General features: G+C 70.6%; 15 protein-coding genes. 8 read left to right on the top strand and 7 right to left on the bottom strand.

From position 1 onward, the window contains the following. Positions 1-9 precede the first annotated feature (9 nt). From ACFZB9_RS28425 to ACFZB9_RS28435, 3 genes are read right to left on the bottom strand one after another with little or no spacing between them, the layout of a single operon-like run. A complete protein-coding gene (locus ACFZB9_RS28425; RefSeq protein ID WP_391451800.1) occupies positions 10-477 on the bottom strand; it encodes an E2/UBC family protein in 468 nt (155 codons plus the stop codon). Next, complete coding sequence (locus tag ACFZB9_RS28430; RefSeq protein ID WP_391451802.1) at positions 467-679, bottom strand: hypothetical protein; 213 nt, start codon at positions 677-679, stop codon at positions 467-469. Before ACFZB9_RS28430 ends, ACFZB9_RS28425 begins: the two co-directional genes overlap by 11 nt. 31 nt (positions 680-710) lie before the next feature. Next, the gene (locus ACFZB9_RS28435) at positions 711-4196 is read right to left on the bottom strand and encodes a CHAT domain-containing protein (protein WP_391451804.1); all 3486 of its coding nucleotides are present in this window, start codon (positions 4194-4196) and stop codon (positions 711-713) included. Between the two features lie 82 nt (positions 4197-4278). On the opposite strand from ACFZB9_RS28435, the gene ACFZB9_RS28440 reads away from it, so the two are divergent. Then, positions 4279-4497: a hypothetical protein gene (locus tag ACFZB9_RS28440; RefSeq protein ID WP_391451806.1), complete on the top strand. Its 219-nt coding sequence runs from the start codon at positions 4279-4281 to the stop codon at positions 4495-4497. A 79-nt stretch (positions 4498-4576) separates the two neighbouring features. Here the strand turns inward: ACFZB9_RS28440 and ACFZB9_RS28445 are convergent, their stop codons facing one another. From ACFZB9_RS28445 to ACFZB9_RS28460, 4 genes are all read right to left on the bottom strand, one after another. Then, the gene (locus ACFZB9_RS28445) at positions 4577-5317 is read right to left on the bottom strand and encodes a LamG-like jellyroll fold domain-containing protein (RefSeq protein WP_391451808.1); all 741 of its coding nucleotides are present in this window, start codon (positions 5315-5317) and stop codon (positions 4577-4579) included. Positions 5318-5584: 267 nt separating this feature from the next. Further along, on the bottom strand, positions 5585-6238 hold the full coding sequence (locus tag ACFZB9_RS28450) for a response regulator (protein ID WP_391451810.1): 654 nt from the start codon (positions 6236-6238) through the stop codon (positions 5585-5587). Next, complete coding sequence (locus ACFZB9_RS28455) at positions 6226-7473, bottom strand: sensor histidine kinase (RefSeq protein ID WP_391451812.1); 1248 nt, start codon at positions 7471-7473, stop codon at positions 6226-6228. The genes ACFZB9_RS28450 and ACFZB9_RS28455 overlap by 13 nt, the downstream gene beginning before the upstream one ends. Before the next feature lie 538 nt (positions 7474-8011). Further along, the gene (locus ACFZB9_RS28460) at positions 8012-9208 is read right to left on the bottom strand and encodes an alpha/beta hydrolase family protein (protein WP_391451814.1); all 1197 of its coding nucleotides are present in this window, start codon (positions 9206-9208) and stop codon (positions 8012-8014) included. Here ACFZB9_RS28460 and ACFZB9_RS28465 point away from each other — a divergent pair. From ACFZB9_RS28465 to ACFZB9_RS28495, 7 genes are all read left to right on the top strand, one after another. After that, positions 9186-10139 (top strand): hypothetical protein, encoded by a 954-nt coding sequence (locus tag ACFZB9_RS28465; RefSeq protein WP_391451816.1) that lies wholly within the window; start codon positions 9186-9188, stop codon positions 10137-10139. The genes ACFZB9_RS28460 and ACFZB9_RS28465 overlap by 23 nt on opposite strands. Beyond that, positions 10088-11746 (top strand): RHS repeat-associated core domain-containing protein, encoded by a 1659-nt coding sequence (locus tag ACFZB9_RS28470; protein WP_391451818.1) that lies wholly within the window; start codon positions 10088-10090, stop codon positions 11744-11746. The genes ACFZB9_RS28465 and ACFZB9_RS28470 overlap by 52 nt, the downstream gene beginning before the upstream one ends. An 821-nt stretch (positions 11747-12567) precedes the next feature. Further along, a complete protein-coding gene (locus ACFZB9_RS28475) occupies positions 12568-12831 on the top strand; it encodes a hypothetical protein (RefSeq protein ID WP_391451819.1) in 264 nt (87 codons plus the stop codon). Positions 12832-14528: 1697 nt separating this feature from the next. Further along, positions 14529-14744, top strand: a complete 216-nt coding sequence (locus ACFZB9_RS28480; protein ID WP_391451821.1) for an MbtH family protein — start codon at positions 14529-14531, stop codon at positions 14742-14744. A 135-nt stretch (positions 14745-14879) separates the two neighbouring features. After that, a complete protein-coding gene (locus tag ACFZB9_RS28485; RefSeq protein WP_391451823.1) occupies positions 14880-19796 on the top strand; it encodes an amino acid adenylation domain-containing protein in 4917 nt (1638 codons plus the stop codon). Further along, positions 19793-23035 carry an amino acid adenylation domain-containing protein gene (locus ACFZB9_RS28490; protein ID WP_391451825.1) on the top strand — a complete coding sequence of 1081 codons (3243 nt, stop codon included), beginning with the start codon at positions 19793-19795 and terminating at the stop codon, positions 23033-23035. The genes ACFZB9_RS28485 and ACFZB9_RS28490 overlap by 4 nt, the downstream gene beginning before the upstream one ends. Continuing rightward, on the top strand, positions 23032-24968 hold a 1937-nt coding region (locus ACFZB9_RS28495), incomplete at its 3' end, for a condensation domain-containing protein (protein WP_391451827.1). The genes ACFZB9_RS28490 and ACFZB9_RS28495, both read left to right, overlap by 4 nt.

Genomic DNA, 24968 nt, shown 5'->3' on the forward strand with positions numbered 1-24968 from the left:
GTTCACGGGTCACGCTCCGGCGAGCCGCTTGCGGTCGCGGAACACCGCCGCGATCAGGTCGAGGTAGGAGAGCAGGGTGTGGCCCTCGCGCAGGCGCAGGCCGTTGGAGGAGTGCCACGACGTGACGTGGATGCAGAAGTGGCCCCAGCCCTTGTCGAGGTAACTCTGGTCCGCGAGGCTGTAGTCGGCCGAGGTGAAGAAGTGCTGGATCGATCGGCCGTCGGACGTCCGGAGGTCGCGGTCGGTCCAGAACCACTGCGGGGCCACCGACGGGTACCCGGGGTTGCCGTGCGGGACGTCGATGAGGATCTCGACATGCGGCCGGTTCCAGCCACGTGGCACCGGAAACCTCCCGACGTGCAGCCAACTGGCGTCCTTCGTATCGAAGTTGACTTCGCGATAGTGTTGGGCGATCAGTTGTACCTCGGCCTGCAGACGGCTTCTGCGGCGGCCTGCCGCGGTGAGGTCAGCAGCCATATTCGTAGCGGGGGACGATCGTCACGTCGGTCACGCCGTTCGGCAGCGGATCCTGGTCCGCCACCCGCTTGATCTCGCCGTTCGGCAGGGTGGCCATCACCCAGTCGTCCTCCCTGATGCCGGTCGCCAGCTTGAGCTGGCCCCCGGTCGGCCGGTCCTCTCGCACATCGACCACTTCACCGTTGATCACGTAGCGTCCCATCTCCTGCTTCCTCTGGTCTGGTTGATGAGTTTCACATCGGAGGTTCGGTCGCCGCCGGCCTCGGAGCGGGGCCCGGGCGTCCGTGGTGCACGAAGGCCGCCCAGACCGCCGGCTCGGCCAGTTGCGGCTCGCCCGCCTGGCGCAGCAGCTCCGGGCTCAGTCCCGGGGGCGGGACGCGGTGTGGATCGAGCATCCACTGCTGGGCCGCTCGCAGGGCGTGCGCCGGAGTCAGCCCGCGCACGGCCAGGTGGTGGTGGAAGACGGCCATCATCAGCGCCGACGTGGCGTCCCGGGTGGCCCAGCGCGAGCCCACCACGTCCGTGGCCCCGGCGGCGAGGAAGGCGGTGGCCAGGGTGAGTGCCTCGTCGTGATCGCGGGTGCTCAGGTCCGTCTCGCAGGCACTGAGCACCACCAGCGGACCGGGCGCGGCCGGCTCGCTCGGCGCGGGCCGCTCCAGCAGCCGGGCCACGGTCAGCTGTCCGGCGTCCGGCCCGTCCGGCCCGTCCGGCCCGTCCGCCGGCTCCGCCCTCGCCAGGTCGGCCAGGTACAGCGCCGAGACGGTCGGGCGCACCCCGGCCGACCCGTGCGAGGCCACGTGCAGCAGCGATGGCGGCCGCTCCGCCGCCCGGCCGCCGCCCGGCAGCAGGGCGAGCACCTCCTCCGGCGTGCCGATGGCCACCGGTTCGTCCGTCAACTCGTAGTACTCGCCGTAGAGTTCGGCGGACGGATAGCAGCTGTCGCGCAGCGCCAGTACCTCTTGCTCGGCCCAGGTCAGGTCCATCCGGGGATCGGCGAGCAGCACCGGGCGACTGGCCGGGGCGAGCCGCCGCCGAGCGGCCGACCGCAGGAACTCCCGGCCCGACGCGGCATAGGAGAGCACCATGAGTTCGCAGACGTAGCGCTGCTCGCCGCCCTCGGGCAGCCGGGCCGCGTGCCAGGGCACTACGCCGAGGTTGCCGCATGGGACCAGCACCAGGCGCGGCGGCCCGTCGGGCCGGTCGCCCGGCCACCCGGGGACCTCGGCCAGCTTCTCCGCGATCCCCTGGATCATCGGCCTGACCGCCGCCGGCCAAGCCCAGCCGCACAGCTCGGTGAGCGCCTGCTCCCAGCGCGCCTCGGCCTCCGCCAACCGGCCGTCCGGGTCGTCCTCGCGGAGCCGGGAGCGTTCGGCGCAGACGTCGACGTAGGCGTCCAGCGGGTCGCGGCCGGCCCTGCCGAGCTGCGGCAGACTGAGCGCGCAGGGCTCGATGTCCGGGCCCAGGATGACGGCCAGCCCGTGCTCGGTGGCGCCGCCCGGCACCAGGTACACCAGGGCGTCGGCGTCCGCCGAGCGCAGCGCGGACCTGATCTCGGGCAGCGGCGGCGGCTTGAACGGCCCGCTGCCCGCCCGGTATCCGAGCGCGGCGAGCGCCTGGCCGCGAAGCCGGCTGGGGACCGCGGCCTTCTGTGCGTCGCTCTGCTCGGCCGCCCGCCACTGGCGGGCCAGCTCCGGATGGCCGGCGGCGGCCAGCCGCTCCGGCACCCGGGCCGACACCGCCGCTGCCTGGAGCACCATCGAGCGGCCCAACTCCAGCATGGTGATCGCGTGTTCGGCCCGCCCGTTGGCGCCGGACCACCAGGCGCCCTGGACCGCCCGCGCCGCGCCGTCCCTGGCCTGCTGCAGACGGTGCTCGGCATCGGACTCCAGCAGGACGGCGGCGGCGGTAGCCTCCAGGGACTGGATCATCGCCTGCGTGGCCGGGGCCTGGTCACCGGAGTCCTGGGCATCTCGGCGGCGGTAGAGCTGTGCGAGGTCCCAGAGCAGCATGCCGTCCGGCCAACTGCTGTCGCCCCGGGCCGGATCGGGGCGGACCTGTTCCAATGCCTCGATGGCGTGGTGGAGATCGGCCGGGTCATCGGTGAGGCCTGCGAGGAGCCCATGAGCCATCGCCTCGCTCGTCCGGCCCCACCACGTCCCCGGCGACGCGCCGCTCCGCTCGGCCGCAGGCGCCGCCAGCGCCTCTCGCAGCTCTTCCGGATTGCCATCGATCAGCGCCTGCAAGCTCGCGATCTGGGTGCGAAGGCTCCCCGACCCCAGGACGGATGCCAGGTGGGGGACGATCGACTGGGCCTGCTCGATCTCGCTGAGAAGGCGGATGGTGCGGCGGCCCGCCTCGGGGTCGTTGGTGATCCGCCAGAGCTCGCCGTTGAGTACACCGAGCATCATGGCGGCCGCCGCCTTGTCGTCATCCTTGGCGAGGGTGTCGCGGATCGCGACGATCGTGGCGATGCACTCCCGCAGACCGTCGGCGTTCCCTTCGCGGGCGTGACGGCGCCCGAGCAGAACCGCCCTGAAGATGCCGGCCAGGTCGGCCAGGGGATGCTCGGGACTGTTCAGCGGCGACCCCTGGAGCTGTTCGATCCCCTTGGCGAGCTGCTCCTCGGCGGCTGCGGCGTCCTGCAGGCTCCCCGTCAGGCTGTGAGACCCGCCGATCAGGGTCGACAGCATGGTGCCCAGCGCGGGGAGCCACCCGTTCGTCGGTGACACACGATCCGCTTCCTGCCGCACGGACTCGGCGGCATCGGCGAGTTGTTGCAGGTCACCGGGCTGCCGCACTTGCGCCACCTGGGCCATGGCGTGGATCAGGGCGCCGAACGGGGCGGCCTCGGGGCCTGCCGACCTCTGGGCGGTCCCGGCGAGTTCGGCGAGGGCGGCCAGCTGGTCGGCCCTCGCGTCGCCCCGCAGAACCGGTGCCAACAGGTCCAGCAGGGTGGCTTCGGGCTCCTGTTGGCCGGTCGTCGGGACCGTCGGATCGGCCGGTCCGGACGGCGTCCCGCCGGTTGGCGCCGTCCGGAGCGGACCGGTGCTCAGCAGCGTCCGCAGCTGTTCCGCGATGGGGAATCCCGGCGGTAGCAGGTCGAACATCGTCTTCAGTTGCGCGACCATCTCGTCGGGCCCAGGCGGCGCCGTGCGGAGGGCGGCGGACATCACGCCGAGCTGCCGGCGCAGCTGCGGCGGCAGCGGAGCCTCGTCGAGTTCGGCGAGCAGATCGCCGAGTTCGTCGTGCGCCGGGCTGTCGGGGCTCAGGACCGTGGCGTACCTGCGGCCCCACTCGGCCAGGCCTCCGAAGTCGCTCACCGCCTCGCGCGGATCGCCATGCGGCAGCGGAATCAGCAGGGTGTACAGGTACAGGGCGGCCCGCTGCCGGTCCCAGCGGGACAGACCAGCGCCGTCGGCCCGTGCGGCACGCAGCAGGTGCAGGGCCCGCGACCGGTCCCCGGGCGTACCGGGGCGCTGCTGCTGCCGGATGGCCAGCAGCCCGCCGAGCCGCGCCGCCAGCACCGGCCAGAGCACCTCGTCCCGCTCCAACAGACGTACCAGGTCGTTGAGTTCGGCGATCAGCTCGTCCTCGGCCGCCGGGTTGGACAGCTGGAGCCGGAACGGCCCGTTGGGGTCCGGCAGCAGAACGAGCTCGGCCCGCCCCAGTGCCGCCTCCGCCCAGGCCCGGACTCCTCGAAGTCCCCCGTCGTCCGTCATGAACGACCCTCCTGAAGAAGAATTCTGACTGATCATCAGGCTCCAGCCCGGTCGGTTGGAGCAGCGCCAAACAGCTCACATCATGCCCCGCTCGCCGCTCCAGCGGGTCGGGTTCGGCATGCTCAACCGGATGGCAGCCAGGAATCGACCAGGAACCGGCCAATCCGGCGAGCACAGCGGCCGTTGCCCCGTGCCCGTCCCGGAGAACGCCACCTTCGGCCGGCGAGCGCTTCCGCAGGAGGTGGCCAACGCCCAGCGGATCCACGGTCTGTACACCGCTGCCCCCACCCGACTCGCCTGACTGTTACGACCGTGCCCGGCCCCGGGCGGACGCCTGGGGCCGGGCACGGTCGAATGGTCCAATCATCGCGCAGCCGGGGCTACTTGATGGTCCAGCTCTGTGCGGCGGACTTGTTGCGGACATAGAGCTGCAACTGCGTGCCGGCTGTGGTGCTGCCGTTGCAGCCGAAGATCTGGATCCGGTTGCCGTCGCTCGTGTTGGCCTGGCTGTTGTCCACGCACTTGTTGCTGCCGCTGATGTTGCTGCTGATCTGCTGGCGCGGCACGTTGTAGAGGCCGGCGACCTGCTGGCTGGTCAGCTGGAACGGGTAGCTGCGGACGTCGGAGACCTCGCCGTTGAGCTGGTTGATGATCTTGCTGTGGTCGTTGTTGGCGTAGCAGCCACCGATGGTCGTCTCGCGGTTCGCGACCCACGGCGAGGTCATGGGTGTGGAGCTCACCGGGTAGCCGTTGAGAGAGAAGGTCAGGATCTGGTTGTCGGCCGAGTGGGTCGCCGTGATGTGCGTCCAGGCTCCGGTGTAGCCGCTCCAGCCGGCCGAGCCTGTGTAGATCCAGCCGGCGTTGCCGCTGTCCTGGCTGGTGGTCATGACGGCCCACGAGTGCGTCGCGTCGCGGTACTGCAGGTTGACCGAGGGGACGCTGTTGCCCTGTTGGCAGACCGCGCTCTGGTCGGCGCCGGTGCCCCCGGTGAGCTTGACCCAGGCCGAGACGGAGTAGCTGCCGTTGCTCGGGATGCCCGGTGCGGCCTGCTGGTAGGTGTTGCTGTTCCAGAGCGCGGCGCCCGTGCTGCTGTACAGCACGAGGTTGCGGTCGTTCTGCACGGTGATGGCGGCGCCGGTGTGATGCTCGTCTTGGGTGCGAAGTGGCCGATGATGTCGTCGGCGCTGGTGCCACCGCGGGTGGATCCGCGGTGGGTCAGCTGGTGGACGTTCGACCAGGACTCGCCGTCCGGGCTGTCGGACGCGTACGAGAGGACCGAGGTGGACGGGCTGGTCGCGGTCGCGTTGCCCGGCACGGGGACCCGACGCGAGCAGGCCTCGCTGCTAGCGCCTGGCTCCAGCCGTAGATCGTGAGCACGGATGGGAAGGTCAGGCCCGGGACGCTCCGAGGAACCGCAGCACGGCCAGGACGCGGCGGTGGTCCGCGTCGACCACGGGCAGGTCAAGCTTGGCGAAGATGTTGTTGATGTGCTTCGCCACGGCGCTCTCGCTGACCACCAGCGCCTGCGCGATGCCGGCATTGGAGCGCCCCTCGGCCATCAGGCCGAGCACCTCCCGTTCGCGGGGGGTCAGCCGCGCGAGCGGGTCGCTGTCGCGCCGCAGCAGCAGCAACTGGGCGACGACCTGCGGGTCCAGGGCCGTGCCCCCGTCCGCCACTCGCCGGACCGCCGCCACGAAGTCGGCGACATCGGCAACCCGCTGCTTGAGCAGGTAGCCCACACCGCTGGTGTTCGCAGACAGCAGGTCAGCCGCGTACCGCTCCTCCACGTACTGCGAAAGCAGCACCACCGGCGTCCCCGGCCAGCGCCGACGGATCTCCAGCGCCGCCCGCACCCCCTCGTCGGTGAAGCCGGGCGGCATCCGGACGTCGATCAAGGCGAGTTCGGGCCGGTGCTCCGCCACTGCCGCCAACAGCCCCTCCGCGTCGCCGGCTTCTGCGACGACCTGGAACCCGCCCATCTCCAGCACCTTGATCAGGCCGACCCGCAACAGCACCGAATCCTCGGCGATCACCGCGCGCACGGCAGCTCCGCGGTGATGGTGGTGGGCCCGCCAACGGGGCTGCTGACGTGGAAGGCCCCGTCGAGGGAGCCGACCCGCTTGGCCAGCCCGGTCAGCCCCGTGCCGGCGGCGGCGTCGGCACCGCCCAGCCCGTCGTCGGTAACGCGCACGCGCAGTACCTCGCCGACCTGACGGACTATCACCTCTGCATGCATCGCGTTGGCGTGCTTCGTTGCATTGGTCAGCGCCTCAGAGATCACGAAGTACGCGACTGACTCCACGTTGGGCGCCACCCGCTCCTCCAGATTGACCCGCAGCCGCACCGGCAGGGGCGTGCGGGCGGCCAGGCCGGACAACGCCGCGTCCAGACCTCGGTCTTCGAGCACGGCCGGGTGCAGCCCCCGCACCAGATCATTGAGTTCGGTGATCGCCTCCTTCGCCTCCAGGTGCGCTCTCGCGATCACCTCGCGGTCATCACTCGGCAGGTCCGGGCGGGTGGCAAGGGCCAGACCCAGGTTGACCGCGAGAGACACCAACCGCTGCTGGGTGCCGTCGTGCAGGTCGCGCTCGATCCGGCGGCGCTCCGCGTCGACGGCCTCGATCAAGTCGGTCCGGCTCACGGCCAGCTGATCGACCCGCTCCTGGAGCCGCTGCGCCCGGCTGGGCCCGAGCAGGCCCAACGCCAGCCGCGCCTCGGCCCGGGCTACTGCCCGCGCGGTCCAGGGCAGGGCGCACAGGAGAAGGAGTCCGGCCGCTGTGTAAGCCGGCAGCTGGGTCAGGTAGCCGAACCAGTCCTGGCGGATTCCGGTTGGCAGCGCCCATGACCAGGCGGAGGCGATGACGCCCGCCAGGCACGCCGCTGCCACCGCGAGCACCAGCAGCTCCAGCAGCGCGAGCAGCGGGCCCAGCAGGAGGTGGTAGCCGATCTTGCGCCAAGGCCGCGTCGCCGCGAGCCACCGGGCGGTCGAGGCCAACGTCCATTGTTCCGGCGCGGTGGGGGTGAGCCGGGGGACGTCCACACCGATGAGCACCCGGTAGCGAGCCCGCTGAACGGCCGTCAGCACCGGGGTTCCGAGCAGGACCAGGGCGGTCGACATGGAAACCGTAAGGAGCCAGTTCCCCGTCCTGGCGGTAGTCGCCGCCGCCCAGGCCCACACGGGCACCAGCGCCAGGTGCGGCAGCACACCAGCGGCAAGAAAGCAGGTGTCCCGCCGGGCCCGGAGGGCCGTGCGTCTCAGTCGAGCTGGAATCGTCATGGCACGACGCTAGGGCACCGCAGGAGGACGGTGCCATGAAACCTGTACCCGATCTCATGGTGAACCTAGTACCAGCTGTAGATCTTGATCTTGGCCTGTGGGCGGACAGCATCTCGGGTCGGTAGGTCGGCCTCTGCTGCCACGGAAGAACTGCTGGACGATCGCGGAGCATGCCGGTGACAGCAGTCCGGCCGGTGTGCAGCACCTGCTCAGCCGCGCGTCCTGGGACGCGACGGAGTCCGCCGCTGGACCTCCTGGCATCGCGGGACCACGCCGGCCATGCTCGCGCACGCATTCCTCGTGGTCACGGCCGCCATCGAACGGACCACCGTGACCACGCCGCCAGGGCTCGCCCCGCTGACCTGCGGCGAGATCCAACGTCTCTTCACCGCCTTCGCCGCACCGCAACCACACGGCCTGGCGCACTGGCTCAGTTGGTCATGCCGGCGTCGACGACACCAGGCCCGTGCACGGAGCAGCCACTACCAACGTCAGGCCCTCCAACAGGCGTGATCAAGATCTACAGCTGGAGTACTAGCTAGTGCTGGAAGAGTACTTCCGGATTGTTCGGCGAGGGGCCGTCCAGCAGCGGACTGTGGATCCCCTTCAGCGTCTGATCGAAGAACGCCGTCACGTACTCACGCGTGATCACGATTCCATGTTCGGGGTCGAGGGGCGGCGTCGGGAACCCGGCCTCCTCCTCGAGCAGGTCCACGTCGGTGAAGCTGGGGTGGTTGGCGCCTGCGACCGCCAGCCACTTCTTGTAGCCGCCGAGGGCGGCCCAGGCCTGCCCCCAGTTGTCGCCACCGCCGGCCGAGTGGTAGGCGGCCGCACCCAGCATGAGGAACGGCCGGTTGATCTGGCCGGGCATCGGGGCCGGGTCGAAGCTGCCGTCCATGTTCACTCCGGCCAGAACTCGCGGGTCGGCGATCATCGTGGTGGCGGCCGCCGCTCCGCCGATGGAGTGTCCGGCCATGCCGATCTCGTGCTTGTCGATGAGGTGTGCCAGGCGCCACGCGGTATTGCCATGCGTCAACTGGTCGATCACGAAGGACACGTCCAGCGCGCGGCTGGCGGCGACCGTGTCCATGTCGAAGTTCGGGTCATCGCAGATCGCGCACGGCGGCGTCTGGCCGTTCGCCAGCGTCTCGCCGCTGTCCTCGTGGGTGTGGCCGACGAGCGCGACGACGTAGCCGTGACTGGCCAGGTCGGTCGCGAGCGAGGTGAGCACCATGCGCGGGTCCCCGAACCCGGGTGAGAGGACCACCAGCGGATACTTGCCCCTCTGCGGCCGCGCGCGGTCGAAGGCGTGAGTGGTGACGCTGGAAAGGTTCTGCGGGGTGATGCCGGAGCTCGCCGGTATCTTCACGTGCTGGATGTGTCCGGCTGCCTCGGCGAGGGTCATGTAAGGGGCCGGAGTCCCGGTCCCCGGGACGGCCGGGTAGACCATCGTGACGGTCAGTTGGCGGGGGCCGGACGACGGCACCCACGGGTCGGGACGGCTCGCGTCGGTGAGGTGGATGACGTCCTCGCCGGCGGCGTAGGGGCCGGTCGGCGCGGGGAGCGTGCCCTGGAAGGACCGCGGGGGCGCGGCGGCAGCTGTGGCGGCGGTCGCGTGCACGGTGGACGGCGGGGTCGTGGCGGCGAGTCCGGTGCCGGTCGCGGCCACTGATGCGGCGAGACCCAGGATTGCGACAGCGCTGATACGGCGCTTGCGGTTCGAGGTAGTGTTCACGGGCACGATCCTGCCCGGCCCCGCCCTGACGCTCGATCATGCGGGCTTCCGTCTTGAGGGTGGTGCTGGCTACACCCCGCGCGGGCTGATGACCAGCTACGGGCAGGAGTACGGCACGCAGTGGGAATACGACAAGGCCACCGCCTATGACGCCTACGGCCGCCCGATCCGCACCACCGTGAACCCGTGGGGCACCGAGATCGTGGTGACGAACTCCTACGACGAGCCGACCGGCCGTCAGGTCTACCAGTTCGTCGACGCCCAGCCGAACCCGACCGGCGCGGTGCAGCAGACCCGCTACGCCTACAACCAGGTGGGTCAGGTCACCTCGATCCTCTCGATCCCGAACAACACCCCGGCCTCGACGGACAACCAGTGCTTCAGTTACGACCACCTGGGGCGCCTCACCACGGCATGGTCGGACACGGGGGGAGTCAACATGACTCCGCAGCCCTCGGTCGGATCACTTGGCGCGTGCAACAACAGCACCCCCACCAGCGGCGCCCAGGTACCCAACCGCACCACGGTGGGCGGACCGTCCGCCTACTGGCAGTCCTACAGCTACGACCTCACCGGCAACCGCACCCAGCTGGTCCAGCACGACACCGGCGGTGACACCAGCAAGGACCTCACCACCAACCAGTCCTTCTCCGCTGCCGGCACCGTGAACAACGGCAACGGCAACGGCAACGGCGGCCCGCACGCCCTGACGAGCAGCCAGAACACGGTCACGGCGCTGCCTCTCCGGCGGGGAACGACCAGTACGACGCCGCGGGCAACACCACGAAGACCGTCACCCCCTCGGGCGTCCGCACCCTGGCAGGCGGCGCGGTCCTCGGCTCCGGCCAGAGCATCGCCTCCAACAGTTCCCGACTGTCGATGCAGCCCGACGGCAACCTCGTCCTGGTCTCCCTGCGCACCGGCGCGGTGACCTGGAGCAGCCACACCAACGGCCACTCCGGCGCCTGGGCCACCATGCAGCCCGACGGCAACTTCGTCATCTACGACACCAACCACAACGCCCTCTGGTCCTCCGTGACCTGGGGCAACAACGGCGCCTACCTGGCTCTCCAGGACGACGGCAACCTGGTCGTCTACAAGTCGTCGCAGAACCCGAACCAGAACCCCCTCTGGAGCACCTCCACCTGGAACGGCACGGACAACGCCACCGCCAACGGCAACGGCGTCACCCTGACCTGGGACGCGGAGGGCAAGCTCGCCTCCCAGACCCAGGCCGGCCAGACCACCACCTACCTCTACGACGCCGACGGCAACCTGCTGCTGCGCCGCAGCCCGGACAAGACCACCGTCATCCTGGGCGACACCAACGACGAACTGACCTACACCCAGGCCACCAAGACCCTCACCGGCACCCGCTACTACTCCATGCCCGGTGGCGTGAGCATGGTCCGCACCGCCACCGCCAACACCTACGAGATCGCCGACCAGCACGGCACCAACACCCTCTCCCTCGACGCCACCTCCCTGTTCCAGACCCGCAACCCCGTCGACCCCTTCGGCAACCCGCGGGCGACGAACACCGACACCAGCAACTGGGCCGGCGACCGCGGCTTCGTGGGCGGGGTCAAGGACACGACGACGGGCCTGACCAACCTGGGGGCACGGGAGTACCAGCCGAGCACGGGGCGCTTCCTCAGCGCTGACCCGATACTCTCAACCACCGACCCACAGCAGCGGAACGGCTACGCCTACAGCAACAATGCCCCTGTCAATCTTGAGGACCCGACCGGCCTGAAGGCTTGGGACCCCGACACCGGAACCGAGGCAGGAATTGCCTCGAAGCTCCAGGACAGCGTCAACACGATCCGCTCCAACCCGAATTTTGTTGAATCTGCTCCAGCGCTCGATGACGACACGCGGCCGCAACCGCAATCGCAACCGCAGTACAGTAACGAAAAGTGTGGATTTGAATGCCATGCCTCTCTTGTGAAGCCGGACTCTGTCAGGAAGTGGCTGGCGCCGTCCAAAAAGTACGGAGAAGAGGCTGACGTCGACCCTGCTCTCCTGTTGGCATTTGCGATGAAGGAGACGTCGGGAAAAATGGAATATGTAGGCGAGGAATCCTACTCGTATCAGAGCTGGGAGCTGGCTGGTATTGTCGGCACAAAGCTAAAGGTCTGGCCGAATGGCGGAGCGTCCCTCGGTGTCACCAATGTGAAGCCAGACATATTTGGTACGGTACGGAAGAACTTCCCTGATCAGTTCGGCGGGGAGAAATGGTCCGACCTCTCCCTTGATGACAGCCTGGCTATCAAGGTGACTGCATACTACGTTAAATATCTTCGCGCGAAATACATCCAGAGTGCGCCAGTCAAGATAAGTCGCGACTATAGCCCGGCGCAGATCGCAGAGGGTTTGTACAATGCCGGGGAGAGTAACTACCGTGGTAGTGTTGTGCCAAATGGTCAGTTCGGTCCGAGGGCAACCGACTACATAGAGAGTATGACCGGTTGGGTTGGCCAGGCGCAGGCCATCTTTCGGGGATATGAAGATGATAACAGAGGGGTGAATTCCTAGTGTCGAGGCGTCGACGGCGACTGATCATCCTGGCCTCCGCAGTATATGTCACTGTAGGCCTTGGTGGCCTTGGGTACTGGGCCTATACTATCTATGGTCCAACCGCGGCAGATAATTACCTGGACAAGGTGTCAATCTCACACTTCACTCTGGTGTCGACTCATGGCCGGGTCGATCCTGGAAGCTCCTCTGCCACAGGCATTTTCATCGGATCAGGGTCCAGTGGGGCACTGACATCCATCGTGTCGGCTCCCGGGCTTTCGTTGCGCCAATCCAGTAACAGTGATCTCGGAATTGCCACCCAGAGCGGGGATGCATTCGAAGCTGCCGCTATCGGATCAGGTCCGGATCAGTGTGGAGTCGTGGTAGAGACCTTTCGCCGCGGTTTGGTGTCGACTGATGGATTGGGATTAACGACTCGGCAGCAGGCTGCAGTGGCTGACGGGAGCCTGGAACTTTTGCAGGTTGACGTCAGCTGTGGCTCTGGATAGGGGGCGCTGCCGGAGTGGCCTCAGCTGTGGAGCGGGGATGATCGATCGCCAGTCTTCCCTACTTTGCGCCGGGCCTGCTCGGTGCTCAGGGCGAAATCAAGGGTGGCCTCCGGCGATATCATGTCGCTCTGGGCGAGCGAAACGGTGACAGCTATGCGCTGTATTTCTATGCGCATCGAGACTGAGAAATCGCTTACTTGACAGGCATGTCATGGATGCGAGTGCTGTGCTCGAAGGTGCGCCTGCTTACCTGGGGGCGCTGCCCTTGCTTTCGCGCTCGGTGGCGCCTGCGCATGTTCCGGGTCTCAACCTGTAGGACAGGTGAGTGTCTTGTCTGGTGAAGTCGCGCTGCGAGACCTTGTGGCTGAGGGCGCAACTTTTTTGGAATTGCTCGAATTCCTCTCTCGGCGAGGGTCACAGGCTCTTACGCCGCTTGAGTTCCTCAGAATGTTCCAGGAGGAGCTTGGAATCTCGTTCATCGAATCGCGGAACATGTTGGAGTATTTTGACCCCAGCATGAAACCGATTGTCGATGTGGAGGTCATCGACGAGCGTTGGTGCCTCCTCCTGCAGAGGTTCAATCTAATTGACTGACAGGCCCTGAGTCGAGATGTCATCTCTCGGCCCGCATCGTGATCGGCGCGTCATTGGTGCGGACGCTCTGTTAAAATGCCGCGAATTGGCCAGGTGAGCCACAAGGGAAGGGCCTCGTCGAACGTTTCGGCGAGGTCCTTCTGGTCATCTTGACGGCAGTACCTGACGGCAAGGTCAATGGACGGGTGCTGCACAAAGTGGTGGGTCGTCGCCGTCGTCGGGCTCAGAGGTCGGCTCCGCGACGTCACGGAGGGCGTGGTCGAGAAGCTCCTTGATCACGACGAGTTCTGCTCCTTGCTCCAGGGGGAAGGGGCTGCTGAGTGCCGGAGGTCGTGGGTGCGCCGTGAGGCGCTGAACTCTGTCGGCCGGGCTCCGATTATGAGCCTTCTCGCCGCAAAGGCGCCGCGTGATCTTGAGATCTGGCAAGAGTAGGGCTAATGAGATTGTTGTTGATCTGCGGCTGTTAGGAGGTCTCGCCGGATTTAATTCCGGCGGGGCCTCTTGAATGTTTGACGTCGCCAGTCGGCGTCGGTTGGTCGGGAGGGCGATCCCACTCTATGCGGATCAGAGGCGATCCTGACACGCAATCGTTGCCAAGGATGTTGGCCGGGCCCGGGGGTGGGGCGGTCTTTCGGTCGGCTGTTGCCAATCGCTCGGTTCGTACGGTTGGGTCTCGGGGCAGCCGGGGCGGGATGGTTGTGGTGTTGGTCGGGGGGTGCGTCAGGGGCTGATCCCTGTCGTGCACAGGGGAGGGGTAGGTCTCCCGTGCGAGGTGTGCCGGGCGTACCGGTCTGCGGTGACAGCCCCAACGTGGATGCTGAGGAGCTGGCCGCCCGCTCTGGCTCCGGACGTCCCCAAGGTGCTCGAAGTCGGAGCTGGGGATTACTCCAGTGGTTGCGCCGCCGCCTCTCGTCCCATGGCTGATCCCGTGGGCCGCGCTCGCGATCATGACCGAGTACACGCTGTCGGCGACCGCGCCGCGTGCAGGGGGATCGGGCATGGGAGCGGCGGGGATGGCGGGTAGGTGCGATCACTCCCGGGAGCGTCGGGGCGGCGTGTGGGATCAGGAGGTCACCGTTCCGCTTCTGAAAGATCACGGATCGGTGTAACCAAACGTCAGGTACGGCGCGTTCTTAGTTGTTGAGCGGCGTGGGAGTCGCCGGCCTGTCCCTGGTGTGGGGTGGGTCCCGCCCAGTGGGGGAGTGTGAGGCCTTGCACGAGCAGGTCGGTTTCCGGTCTGTCCGACGGCTGTGGGTGGGTCGGGTGCGGGTGGGCGAGGTGGGCTCCGGGGTGGTCGGCGTGGGCGGTGGCGCGGGCGGTCGGCGAAGACCGGTTCGGTAGTCGCGACGTTCGTGCGTCGGTGTGTCCGGCGCTGACCCTGCGGATGTCCGCGGGGTGCTGCGTGCTGCCCGCGTCCGGGGGGTCTCGCGGGGGCGCGTTCGGCGGCTGTTTCATGATCTTTCGCGCATTGACAGGTCCGTTGGCGGGCTCCTAGGTTGAAAGTGCCGCACGACTGCTGATGTGACGTCAACTGGGGGGTTGATGTGAGGTCGTGGGCATTCGAGGGGGGTTGGCGGGCCGGCGTCGTGCGCACTGTGCCGGTCGGTTCCGCGGACTCTTCGGATTCCTTCCTGCCGCCGAGTGCGCGGCGCTGCCGCATTCCTGATTCCTGCCGGCAGAAGACGAAAAGGTGAAGCATGACCAATCCGTTTGAGAACGACGACGCCCAGTACTGCGTTCTGGTCAACGACGAGGGACAGCACTCGCTCTGGCCTGCGGTGATCGAGGTGCCGGCCGGCTGGACGGCGCGGTTCGGACCGTCGTCGCGCGGGGCGTGCCTCGCTCATGTCGAGGAGCACTGGACCGACATGCGTCCGCTCAGCCTGGTCCGCGAGATGGATGCGCGGTCGTGATGGATGCGCGGTCGTGATGGATGCGCGGTCCTGATGGACGCGCTCTCCTGACCCGCGGTTTCCCGATGTCCGACCGGGGTCTCCCGATGTCGCGGATTCGCCGATTCGCCGAACCAATGGGGTGTAAGAAAAGCCATGCCTGCGCATGAGTCGGCCCTGGTGCCGCTTTCCCGAGCACAGCACGGAATCTGGCTGGCCCAACAGCTGGATCCGCAGAGCAGTGCCTACAACGTGGCCCAGTACACCGATATCCGGGGGCCGTTGACGCTCTCGGTGCTCGACCGGGCGGTGCGCCGACTGGTTGGTGAGGTGGAGACCGCGCACGTGCGGCTGCGGCCGGACGGGGTCAGCGCGCTGCAAGTGCGGCATGACGGACCGGTCCGCCCCCTGGACTCGGTCGACCTGAGTGGTGAGCGGCTGCCGCGGGAGGCCGCCGAGCGCTGGATGCGCGAGGCGGTCGAGCGGCCGGTCGACCTGCTGGCCGGGCCGCTGTTTCGCACCGTCGTGCTCCGGCTCGCGCCCGACTGGCACTTCCTCTACGTGGGCGGCCACCACATCATCACGGACGGCTTCAGCGGCTCCCTGGTGAGCACCCGGATCGCGGAGCTCTACACCGCGCTGGAGCGCGGTGAGGAGCCCGCTGCCCACTCCTTCGGCACCCTCGGCCAACTGCTGGAGCAGGACGCCGCCTACCGGGCCTCGGAGCGCTTCGAGGAGGACCGGGCCTACTGGCAGGCGCACTTGAGCGACCTGCCCCGGCCTGCCACGCTCTCCGCCCGGCCGAGCGGTTCGACGTACACGGGTGGCGCGGCCAGTGCCACGCGGCGGGTGGGGCGGATCGGCGCCGCGCAGACGGACACCGTGCGCGCCGCGGCCCGCCGGGCCAGGACCGCCCTGCCCGCGCTGGCGGTCGCCGCGGTCGCCGCCTACACCCAGCGGATGACCGGCGAGTCGAGCGTGGTGCTCGGCCTGCCGGTGACCGCGCGGAGCAACGCGGTGCTGCGCGCCACCCCCGGCATGGTGTCCAACATCGTGCCGCTGCGCCTGGAGGTCGGCGCGGACCTGCGCTGGACCGACCTGGCGCACCAGGCCGCGGCCGAGATGAAGCGGGCGCTGCGCCACCAGCGCTACCTCCACCAGGACATGCGCGCCGATCTGAGCCGTGCCGAGGGACTGAGTGGTAGCGAGAGCCTGTTCGCGACCCAGGTCAACGTCCTGCCGGCCGGCAGCGGGCTGCGCTTCGGCGCCGCCACCGGCACCCAGATCTACCTGGCCGGGCCGGTCGACGACCTGTCCGTGCTGTTCCAGGACCATGGCACCGAGGGCCTGATGGTGGAGGTCGAGGCCAACGCGTCGCGCTACCCGGCCGATGAGGTGGCCGGTCACCAGCAGCGGATCTCCGCCTTCCTGTGCACGGCCGCGGCGGACCCCGAACGGACGGTCGGCCGCACCGAGTTGCTGATGCCGGCCGAGCGCCGCTGGGTGCTGGTCCAGGGCAGGGCGACCCCGCACCGCGAGGATCCGACGGCGACCACGCTCACCGGGCGGTTCGCCGCCCAGGTGGCGCGCACGCCGGAGGCGACCGCGCTGAGCGCGGACGGTGTCCGGTACAGCTACCGGGAGCTGGACCAGCGGGCCAACCGCCTGGCGCACCGGCTGCTCGCCTCGGGGGTGACGGCCGAGACGCCCGTGGTGCTGCTCCAGGAGCGGACCCCGGACCTGGTGGTCTCGATGCTGGCCGTGATCAAGGCGGGCGGCGTCTACCTGCCGCTGGACATCCGGCACCCGGTGCAGCGGCTGCGGAGCACGGCGCGCGACAGCGGCGCGCTGCTGGTGCTCTGCGACGCCGCCACCCGGGAGCTCGCCGAGCGGCTGGAGCTGCCCGCGGTCCCGGTCGACGCTCCGGGGACCTGGCAGGACGGCCCGGCGACCGATCCGGCCGTGACCTGCGCACCGGCGCAGCTGGCGTACGTGATGTACACCTCCGGCTCCACCGGCACGCCCAAGGGCGTCGCCATCACGCACGAGGACATCCTGGGGCTGGCGCTGGACCAGGTCTGGGACGGCGAGGCGCACCGGCGGGTGCTGTTCCACTCGCCCGCGGCCTTCGACCTGGCGACCTACGAGGTGTGGGTGCCGCTGCTGAACGGCGGTCAGGTCGTCGTCGCGCCGCCCGGCGAACTGGACATACCCACCCTCGGCGCCGTGCTCGACCGGCACCGGGTGACCGCGCTCTGGCTCACCGCCGGGCTGCTGCGGCTGGTCGCCGAGGAGGACCCGGGGTGCCTGGCCGGGCTCCGGGAGCTCTGGGCGGGCGGCGACGTGGTGCCCGCCGCGACGGTACGCCGGCTGCGCGAGGCCTGCCCGGCGCTGGTGATCGTCGACGGCTACGGCCCCACCGAGGCGACGACCTTCATCACCTACCACCGGCTGGCCGCCGCCGACCCGGTGCCCGACCCGGTGCCGATCGGCCGGCCGTTCCAGGGGATGCGCTGCTACGTGCTGGACGAGCGGCTGCGGCCGGTCCCGGCGGGCAGCGTCGGCGAGTTGTACGCCGGCGGCATCGGACTGGCGCGCGGCTACGTCCGGCACCCGGGCCGCACGGCCGAGCGCTTCGTGGCGGACCCGTTCGCCGGCGACGGTTCGCGGATGTACCGCACCGGGGACGTGGTGCGCTGGAACAGCGGCGGGGAGCTGGAGTTCGTCGGCCGCAGCGACGACCAGGTGAAGATCCGCGGCTTCCGGATCGAGCCGGGCGAGATCGAGTCCGCGCTGGCCGACTGCCCCGGTGTCGGCCAGGTGGCGGTGGACATCCGCACCGGGCCGCGCGGGGACAAGCGCATCGTCGCCTATGTGGTGGCGCAGACCCCCGAGCAGGCACTGCGGGCCCACGCGGCCGCCACCCTGCCGAGTTACATGGTGCCCGCGGCCTTCGTAGGGCTCGACGCGCTGCCGTTGACCGGCAACGGCAAGGTGGACCGACGGGCGCTGCCCGCACCGGACTTCGGCGCGCTGGAGGTGGCCGGGCAGGCCCCGGCCAGTGCGGCCGAGGCGACGCTGTGCGCGCTCTTCGCCGAGATCCTCGGCCTCGCCTCGGTGGGCACGGACGCCGGGTTCTTCGAGCTCGGCGGGGACAGCATCATGGCGATCCAGCTGGCAGGGCGAGCCCGGCGGGCCGGCCTGGTGTTCACGCCCCGGGAGGTCTTCGACCACCGCACGCCGGCCGCGCTGGCCCGGGTCTGCCGCACCGAGCAGGCCGAGCCTGCCCAGGAGCGCGACCCGGATGCCGGCGTCGGCCCGGTCCCGGCCACCCCGATCGTCCACCACCTGCGCGCCCTCGGCGGGCCGATCGACGGCTACCACCAGTCCGTGGTGCTGCGCAGCCCGGCCGGTCTGGACGAGCCGACGCTGCACCGGGCGGTGCAGTACCTGCTGGACCGGCACGACGCGCTGCGGCTGAGGCTGGCCCCGGCCGACCGGGACGGTAGCTGGCAGCTGTCGGTCGCCCCGCGCGGCGAGGTGTCCGGCAAGGCGTGCGTGACCCGGGTCGACGTCGAGAACGCCGCCGACGTCGAGAACGCCGCCGACGTCGAGAACGCCGCCGACGTCGAGAACGCCATCGACGTCGAGAACGCCGCCGACGTCGACCACGGTGAGGCCGCGATGGCGGGCCCGGTGCGCGAGGCCCGGCTGCGGGCCGCGCGCGAGCTGGCGCCGCAGGACGGTGCGCTGGTCCGGGTGGTGTGGCTGGACCGCGGCCCCGACCTGCCGGGCCGGCTGGTGCTGGTGCTGCACCACCTCTGCGTGGACGGCGTCTCCTGGCGGATCCTGGTGCCCGAACTGCTCGCCGCCTACCATGCGGAGAGCGCCGGTGCCGCGCCGCGGCTGGACCCGGTCGGCACCCCGCTCAAGGAGTGGGCCGAGCACCTGGTGGCCGCCGCCGACCAGCCCGGGACGGTCGACGAACTCGCCTACTGGCAGCAGGCGCAGGCCGGCGACGACCCGCTGCTGGGCTGCGGCAGACCGGACCCGGCGCGCGATGTCGTGGCCACCGAGGCCCGGCTGACCCGCACCCTGGCGCCCGAGCTGGCCGAGCCGCTGCTGACCACCGTGCCGGCGGCCTTCTACACCGGCACCAGCGAGGTGCTGCTGGCCGGCCTGGCGCTGGCGGTGACCGACTGGCGCGAGCGGCACGGCCGCCCGGACGGCCCGGTCCGGGTGGACCTGGAGGGCCACGGCCGCGAGGGCGAGCGGTACGGCGCCGACCTGACCCGCACGGTCGGCTGGTTCACCTCGCTGTACCCGGTGCGGTTGGTCGAGGACGCCGCGCAGACGGCCGGCGCCTGGGCGGCGGGCCCGGCGGCCGGCGCGCTGATCAAGCGGGTCAAGGAGCAGCTGCGGGCGGTGCCCGGGCACGGGCTGGGCTACGGCTTGCTGCGCCACCTCAACGCGCGGACCGGGCCGCTGCTGGCCGCCGCGCCGACCCCGCAGATCTGCTTCAACTACCTCGGCCGCACCGCCGGTCTCGGACTCACACCCGAGGGCCGCACGCCCGCGGACCTCAGGTCTGAGGGCCGCACACCCGAGGGCCGCACGCCCGCGGGGCTCACGCCCGGGGCCGACTGGTCGGTGGCCGTCGAGGACGGCGCGTTCGCCGGCGGCGGTGATCCGCTGATGCCGCTCGGCCATCTGCTCTCGATCGACGCGGTCGCCCAGCAGGGGCCGCACGGCGACGAGTTGAGCGTCAGCTGGCGCTGGCCGCGCGCCCTGCTGGAGGAGCACGAGGTGGCGGACCTGGCCGACACCTGGCAGCGGGCGCTGGAGGTGCTGGTGCGCCACGGGCAGTCGCCACAGGCGGGCGGGCACACCCCCTCCGACCTGGCGCTGGTGGAGCTGGCGCAGGAGGAGATCGAGGGCTTCGAGGCCGACTTCGCCGCTGACTTCGCCGCCGACGCGGCCCGGGGCGACGGCTGGGGCGCCGGCTGGGGCGAGGACACGGACGAGGCCACGGACAAGGACGAGGACGAGGACGCATGGGGGACCGGCCGGTGAGCACGAACGCGATCGAGGACATCCTGCCCGTCACATCCGTCCAGGAGGGGTTGCTCTTCCACGCGCTGTACGACCGGAGCGCGGCCGACGTCTACACCGCGCAGTTCGTCTTCGAGCTGCACGGTCCGCTGGACGGTGCGGCGCTGCGGGCCGCCGCCGAGGCCGTGGTCCGCCGCCACCCGGCACTGCGCAGCGCGTTCCGCCAGCGCGCCACCGGCGAGTGGGTGCAGGTGGTGGCGAGCCAGGCCCCGCTGCTCTGGCGGGAGCTGGACCTGAGCACGCTGCCCGAGGCGGAGCGCGAGGCGCGGCTGGAGCGGCTGCTCGCCGACGACCGGGCCCACCGCTTCGACCTCGGCCGGCCCCGGCTGGTCCGGTTCAGCCTGCTGCGCCTGGCCGAGGACCGGCACGTGCTGGTCCTGATGAACCACCACTTGGTGCTGGACGGCTGGTCCACCGCGCAGCTGATGGGCGAGCTGTTCAGGCTGTACGCAAGTGGCGCAAGTGGCACTGCGGGCACTGCGGGCACTGCGGGCGCCGCGGGCGGCGCGCTACCCGCGGTCCGCCCGTACCGGGACTTCCTCGGCTGGCTGGGCGGGCAGGACCGGCAGCAGGCGCTCGACGCCTGGCGCTCCGCGCTCGCCGGGGTCGAGGAGCCCACGCTGCTGGGGCCGGCCCCGGCCGGGCAGCAGCACGCCGCCGTGGCCGAGCAGCCGGAGCGGGTCGAACTGGAGTTCTCCGCCGAGCAGACGCAGGCGCTGCTCGACATGGCCCGCGGCCACGGACTGACCCTCAACTCGCTGGTGCAGGGCGCCTGGGGCATCCTGCTGGGCACCCTCACCGGCCGATCGGACGTGCTCTTCGGCGCCGCCGTCTCCGGCCGTCCGGCGGAGCTCGCGGGGGCCGAGGAGATCGTCGGGATGCTGGTCAACACCGTCCCGGTCCGGGTCCGCCTGGACCGGAACGAGACGGTGGCCGAGCTGCTCACGACCGTGCAGGCCGAGCAGGCGGCGCTGACCCCCTACCACCACACCGCCCTCACCGACCTGCACACCGTCACCGGCCAGGGCGTCCTCTTCGACACCCTGCTGGCCTTCGAGAACTACCCCGTGGACCTCGCGGCGCTGCGGCTGCCCGGCGGTCCGGCCGTCGCCGACGTCCAGGTCCGGGACGGCGCCCACTACCCGCTGCGCCTGCTCGTGGTGCCGGGGACACGGCTGCGGATCGCCCTCGACCACCGGCCCGACCTGCTCGACCGGGCGGCGGTGGAGCGGATCGCGCAGCGCCTGCGCCGGCTGCTGCCGGCCATGGCGGCGGACCCGCAGCGCCCGGTCGCCCGGCTGGACCTGCTCACGGCCGAGGAACGCGAGCTGGTCCTGACGACCTGGAACAGCACCGCGCACCCGGTGCCCGACACCACCCTGCCCGCGCTGATCGAGCGGCAGGCCGCCCGCACCCCCGACGCGACGGCCCTGGACGGCGAGGGCGGCAGCCGCACGTACGCGGAACTCAACGCCGACGCCAACCGGTTGGCGCACCTGCTGGCCGAGCTGGGCGCGGGCCCGGAGACGACGGTCGGCGTCGCCCTGCCGCGCTCGCCGGACCTCGTGCTCGCGCTGCTGGCCGTGCTGAAGAGCGGTGCGGCCTACCTGCCGCTCGATCCCGACTACCCGCCTTCGCGCACCGCCGACATCCTCGCCGACGCCGCACCGCAGCTCGTGCTGACCAGCCAGGCGCTGGCCGCCGCGGTGCCCGCCCGGCTGCCGGCCCTGGTCCTCGACGACGAGCAGGTCCGGGCCCGGCTGCGCGTGCGGCCGGCGACCGACCCGGCGCTCGGCCGGCCGCACGGCGGCTCGCCGGCGTACGTCATCTACACCTCCGGCTCCACCGGCCGCCCCAAGGGCGTCGTGGTCGAGCACCGCGCGATCGTCAACCGGCTGCTGTGGATGCAGGACCGGTACCGGCTGGACGGCACCGACCGGGTGCTGCAGAAGACCCCGGCCGGCTTCGACGTGTCGGTGTGGGAGTTCTTCTGGCCGCTGATCAGCGGTGCGGCCCTGGTGGTCGCCCCGCCCGGCGTGCACCGCGAGCCCGACCGGCTGGCCCGGCTGATCCAGGACGCCGGCGTGACCACCGCGCACTTCGTGCCCTCGATGCTGCGCGCCTTCGTGGACGAGCCGCAGGCCAAGGCCTGCACCGGCCTGCGCCGGGTCTTCTGCAGCGGCGAGGCGCTGCCCGCCGAGCTGGTCGGCGACTTCCACGCCGTCTGCGCCGCACCGCTGTTCAACCTCTACGGGCCCACCGAGGCGGCGGTCGACGTCACGCACTGGAGCTGCCCCGCGCAGGGCACCCCCGAGGCCGTGCCGATCGGGCGTCCGGTCTGGAACACCCGGATCCACGTCCTGGACGCGGCGCTGCGCCCGGTGCCCCCGGGCGTCGTCGGCGAGGTCTACCTGGCCGGCGTCCAGCTCGCCCGCGGCTACCTGGAGCGGCGTGGCCTGACGGCGGAACGTTTCGTCGCCGACCCGTACGGCCCGCCCGGCACCCGGATGTACCGCACCGGCGACCTCGGGGCCTGGGAGCAGGACGGCTGCCTGCGCTACGCCGGCCGGACCGACCACCAGGTCAAGATCCGCGGGCAGCGGATCGAGCTGGGCGAGATCGAGGCGGTGCTGGGCCGCCACCCCGGCGTCGCCCAGGCGGCCGTGACCGCGCAGGACGCCCGGCTGACGGCGTACGTCCGGCCCGCGGACCAGGGCGCTGAGGGCAACGAGCAGGTCGCGGACAGCGCCGAGCAGTTGGTCCCGACGCTCAGGCACTACCTCGCCGAGCGGTTGCCGGCCGGCTGGGTGCCGAGCGCCTTCGTGCTGCTGGAGCAGTGGCCGCTGACGCCCAGCGGCAAGCTGGACCGCAAGGCCCTGCCGCGCCCCGAGCTCGCCGCCTCCGCCGCCGGCCGCGCTGCGCGCACCCCGCAGGAGGAGCTGCTCTGCGGGCTGTTCGCCGAGGTGCTCGGCGTTGACCGGGTCGGCATCGACGACGACTTCTTCCACCTCGGCGGCCACTCCCTGCTCGCCGCCCGGGTGATCGGTCGGATCCGTACCGCGCTCGAGGTGGACCTGCCGCTCAGCGCCCTGTTCGAAAACCCCACCGTGGCGCGCCTCGCCGAGGCCGCCGCCGCACAGTCCGGTATCCCCAAGCGCCCCACGCTGCGCCGGATGCCGCGTCCCGAGGAGGACGAGTGATCCCGCTTTCGTACGGACAGCGCCGGCTCTGGTTCCTGAACCGCCTGGAGGGCGGGGGCGCGCACTACAACATGCCGTTGGCGCTGCGGCTGACCGGAAAGCTGGACCGCTCCGCGCTGATCGCGGCGCTGGACGATGTGGTGGAGCGGCACGAGAGCCTGCGCACGGTCTTCCCCGAGCGCGACGGCGAGCCGCGTCAGCGCATCCTGCCGATGGCGCGGGTGGCGCTCGTGCTGGACGAACAGGACTGCACCGAAGAGGAGTTGGGGAAGCGGCTGGCTGCCGAGGCGGAGTACGCCTTCGACCTGACCGGTGAACTGCCGCTGCGACCGGTGCTGTTCTCGCTCGCCGGGGACACCCATGTGCTGCTGCTGGTGCTGCACCATGTGGCGGGTGACGGCTGGTCGTTGGCGCCGTTGGCGCGCGATGTCTCGATGGCGTACGCGGCGCGGGTGGCCGGCGGGGCCCCGGACTGGGAGCCGCTGCCGGTGCAGTACGCGGACTACACGCTGTGGCAGCGCGAGCTGCTGGGTGAGGAGGGCGACCCGCAGAGCTTGATGATGCGTCAGGTCGAGTTCTGGCATGGCGCGTTGGCCGGTCTGCCGGACGAGGTGTCGCTGCCGGGTGACCGGTTGCGGCCCGCGGCGGCCGGCGGAGCGGGCGGGAGCGTGCCGTTCGCGGTGCCCGCCGGGGTGCATGCGGCCATCGTGCGGCTGGCCCGCGAGTGCGGGGTGAGCGTGTTCATGGTGGTGCAGGCGGCGCTCGCCGCTCTGCTGGCCCGGCTGGGCGCGGGCGACGACATCCCGATCGGCTCCCCGGTGGCGGGCCGTAGCGAGGAGGCCCTCGAAGACGCGGTCGGGTTCTTCGTCAACACGCTGGTGCTGCGCACCGATGTGTCGGGCGACCCGACCTTCCGGGAGCTGCTGGGGCGGGTGCGGCAGGGTGACCTGGCCGCGTTCGCGCACCAGGACGTGCCGTTCGAGCGGCTGGTCGAGGTGCTGAACCCGCCGCGCTCGATGGGCCGCCACCCGCTGTTCCAGGTGATGCTGGCGTTCCAGAACACCGAGCTGCCCGAACTCGATCTGCCGGACCTGCGGGTGGCAGTGGAGCCGGTGGCGCGCTCGGCGGCCAAGTTCGACCTGTCGGTCGATGTGGCGGAGCGCTTCGAAGCCGGTGCGCCCGCGGGCATCGAGGGGTGCGTCGACTACGCCGATGACCTGTACGACCGGGGGACGGCGGCCGCCTTCGCCGGTCGGCTGGCCGCCTTCCTGACCGCGGTGACCGCCGAACCGGACCACCGGATAGGCCGGTTCGACCTGGTCACGGCGGATGAGCGCGAGCTGGTGCTGCATCGGTGGAACGACACGGTGCGCCCGGTGCCGGAGGGGCTGATCCACGAGCACTTCGAGCGTCAGGTTGGGTTGGCGCCGGATGCGGTGGCTGTGGCATGCGAGGGTGTGGAGCTGTCGTATGCGGAGTTGAATGCGCGGGCGAACCGGTTGGCGCGGTTGCTGATCGCGTGTGGTGCCGGTCCGGAGCGGTTCGTCGCGTTGGCTTTGCCGCGTAGTGAGTTGATGCTGGTGGCGTTGCTGGCGGTGTTGAAGTCGGGGGCGGCGTATCTGCCGGTGGATCCCGAGTATCCGGCCGACCGGATCGCCTACATGCTGGAGGATGCCGCACCGGCGCTGGTGCTGACGGTCTCGGCGGTGGCGGATCGGCTGCCCGCGGGCGACCGGACGGTCCTGGTGCTGGACGAGTCCGCGGTCGAGGCGGAGTTGGCGCAGTGGTCGGAGGCGGATGTCGACGATCTGGAGCGGGCCGCGCAGCTGTTGCCTGATCACCCCGCGTATCTGATCTATACGTCGGGGTCGACGGGTCGGCCGAAGGGTGTGGTGATTGCGCATCGTGGGATTCCGAGTCTGGCGCATGCGAA

It is taken from the genome of Kitasatospora sp. NPDC008050, from assembly GCF_042957465.1.
Taxonomy (GTDB): Bacteria; Actinomycetota; Actinomycetes; order Streptomycetales; family Streptomycetaceae; genus Kitasatospora.

Bases quoted from the DNA above. Each gene is read 5' to 3' on its own strand.
- ACFZB9_RS28425 (WP_391451800.1), bottom strand. From the start codon at position 477: ATGGCTGCTGACCTCACCGCGGCAGGCCGCCGCAGAAGCCGTCTGCAG.
- ACFZB9_RS28430 (WP_391451802.1), bottom strand. From the start codon at position 679: ATGGGACGCTACGTGATCAACGGTGAAGTGGTCGATGTGCGAGAGGAC.
- ACFZB9_RS28435 (WP_391451804.1), bottom strand. From the start codon at position 4,196: ATGACGGACGACGGGGGACTTCGAGGAGTCCGGGCCTGGGCGGAGGCG.
- ACFZB9_RS28440 (WP_391451806.1), top strand. From the start codon at position 4,279: ATGCCCCGCTCGCCGCTCCAGCGGGTCGGGTTCGGCATGCTCAACCGG.
- ACFZB9_RS28455 (WP_391451812.1), bottom strand. From the start codon at position 7,473: ATGACGATTCCAGCTCGACTGAGACGCACGGCCCTCCGGGCCCGGCGG.
- ACFZB9_RS28470 (WP_391451818.1), top strand. From the start codon at position 10,088: ATGCAGCCCGACGGCAACCTCGTCCTGGTCTCCCTGCGCACCGGCGCG.
- ACFZB9_RS28480 (WP_391451821.1), top strand. From the start codon at position 14,529: ATGACCAATCCGTTTGAGAACGACGACGCCCAGTACTGCGTTCTGGTC.
- ACFZB9_RS28485 (WP_391451823.1), top strand. From the start codon at position 14,880: ATGCCTGCGCATGAGTCGGCCCTGGTGCCGCTTTCCCGAGCACAGCAC.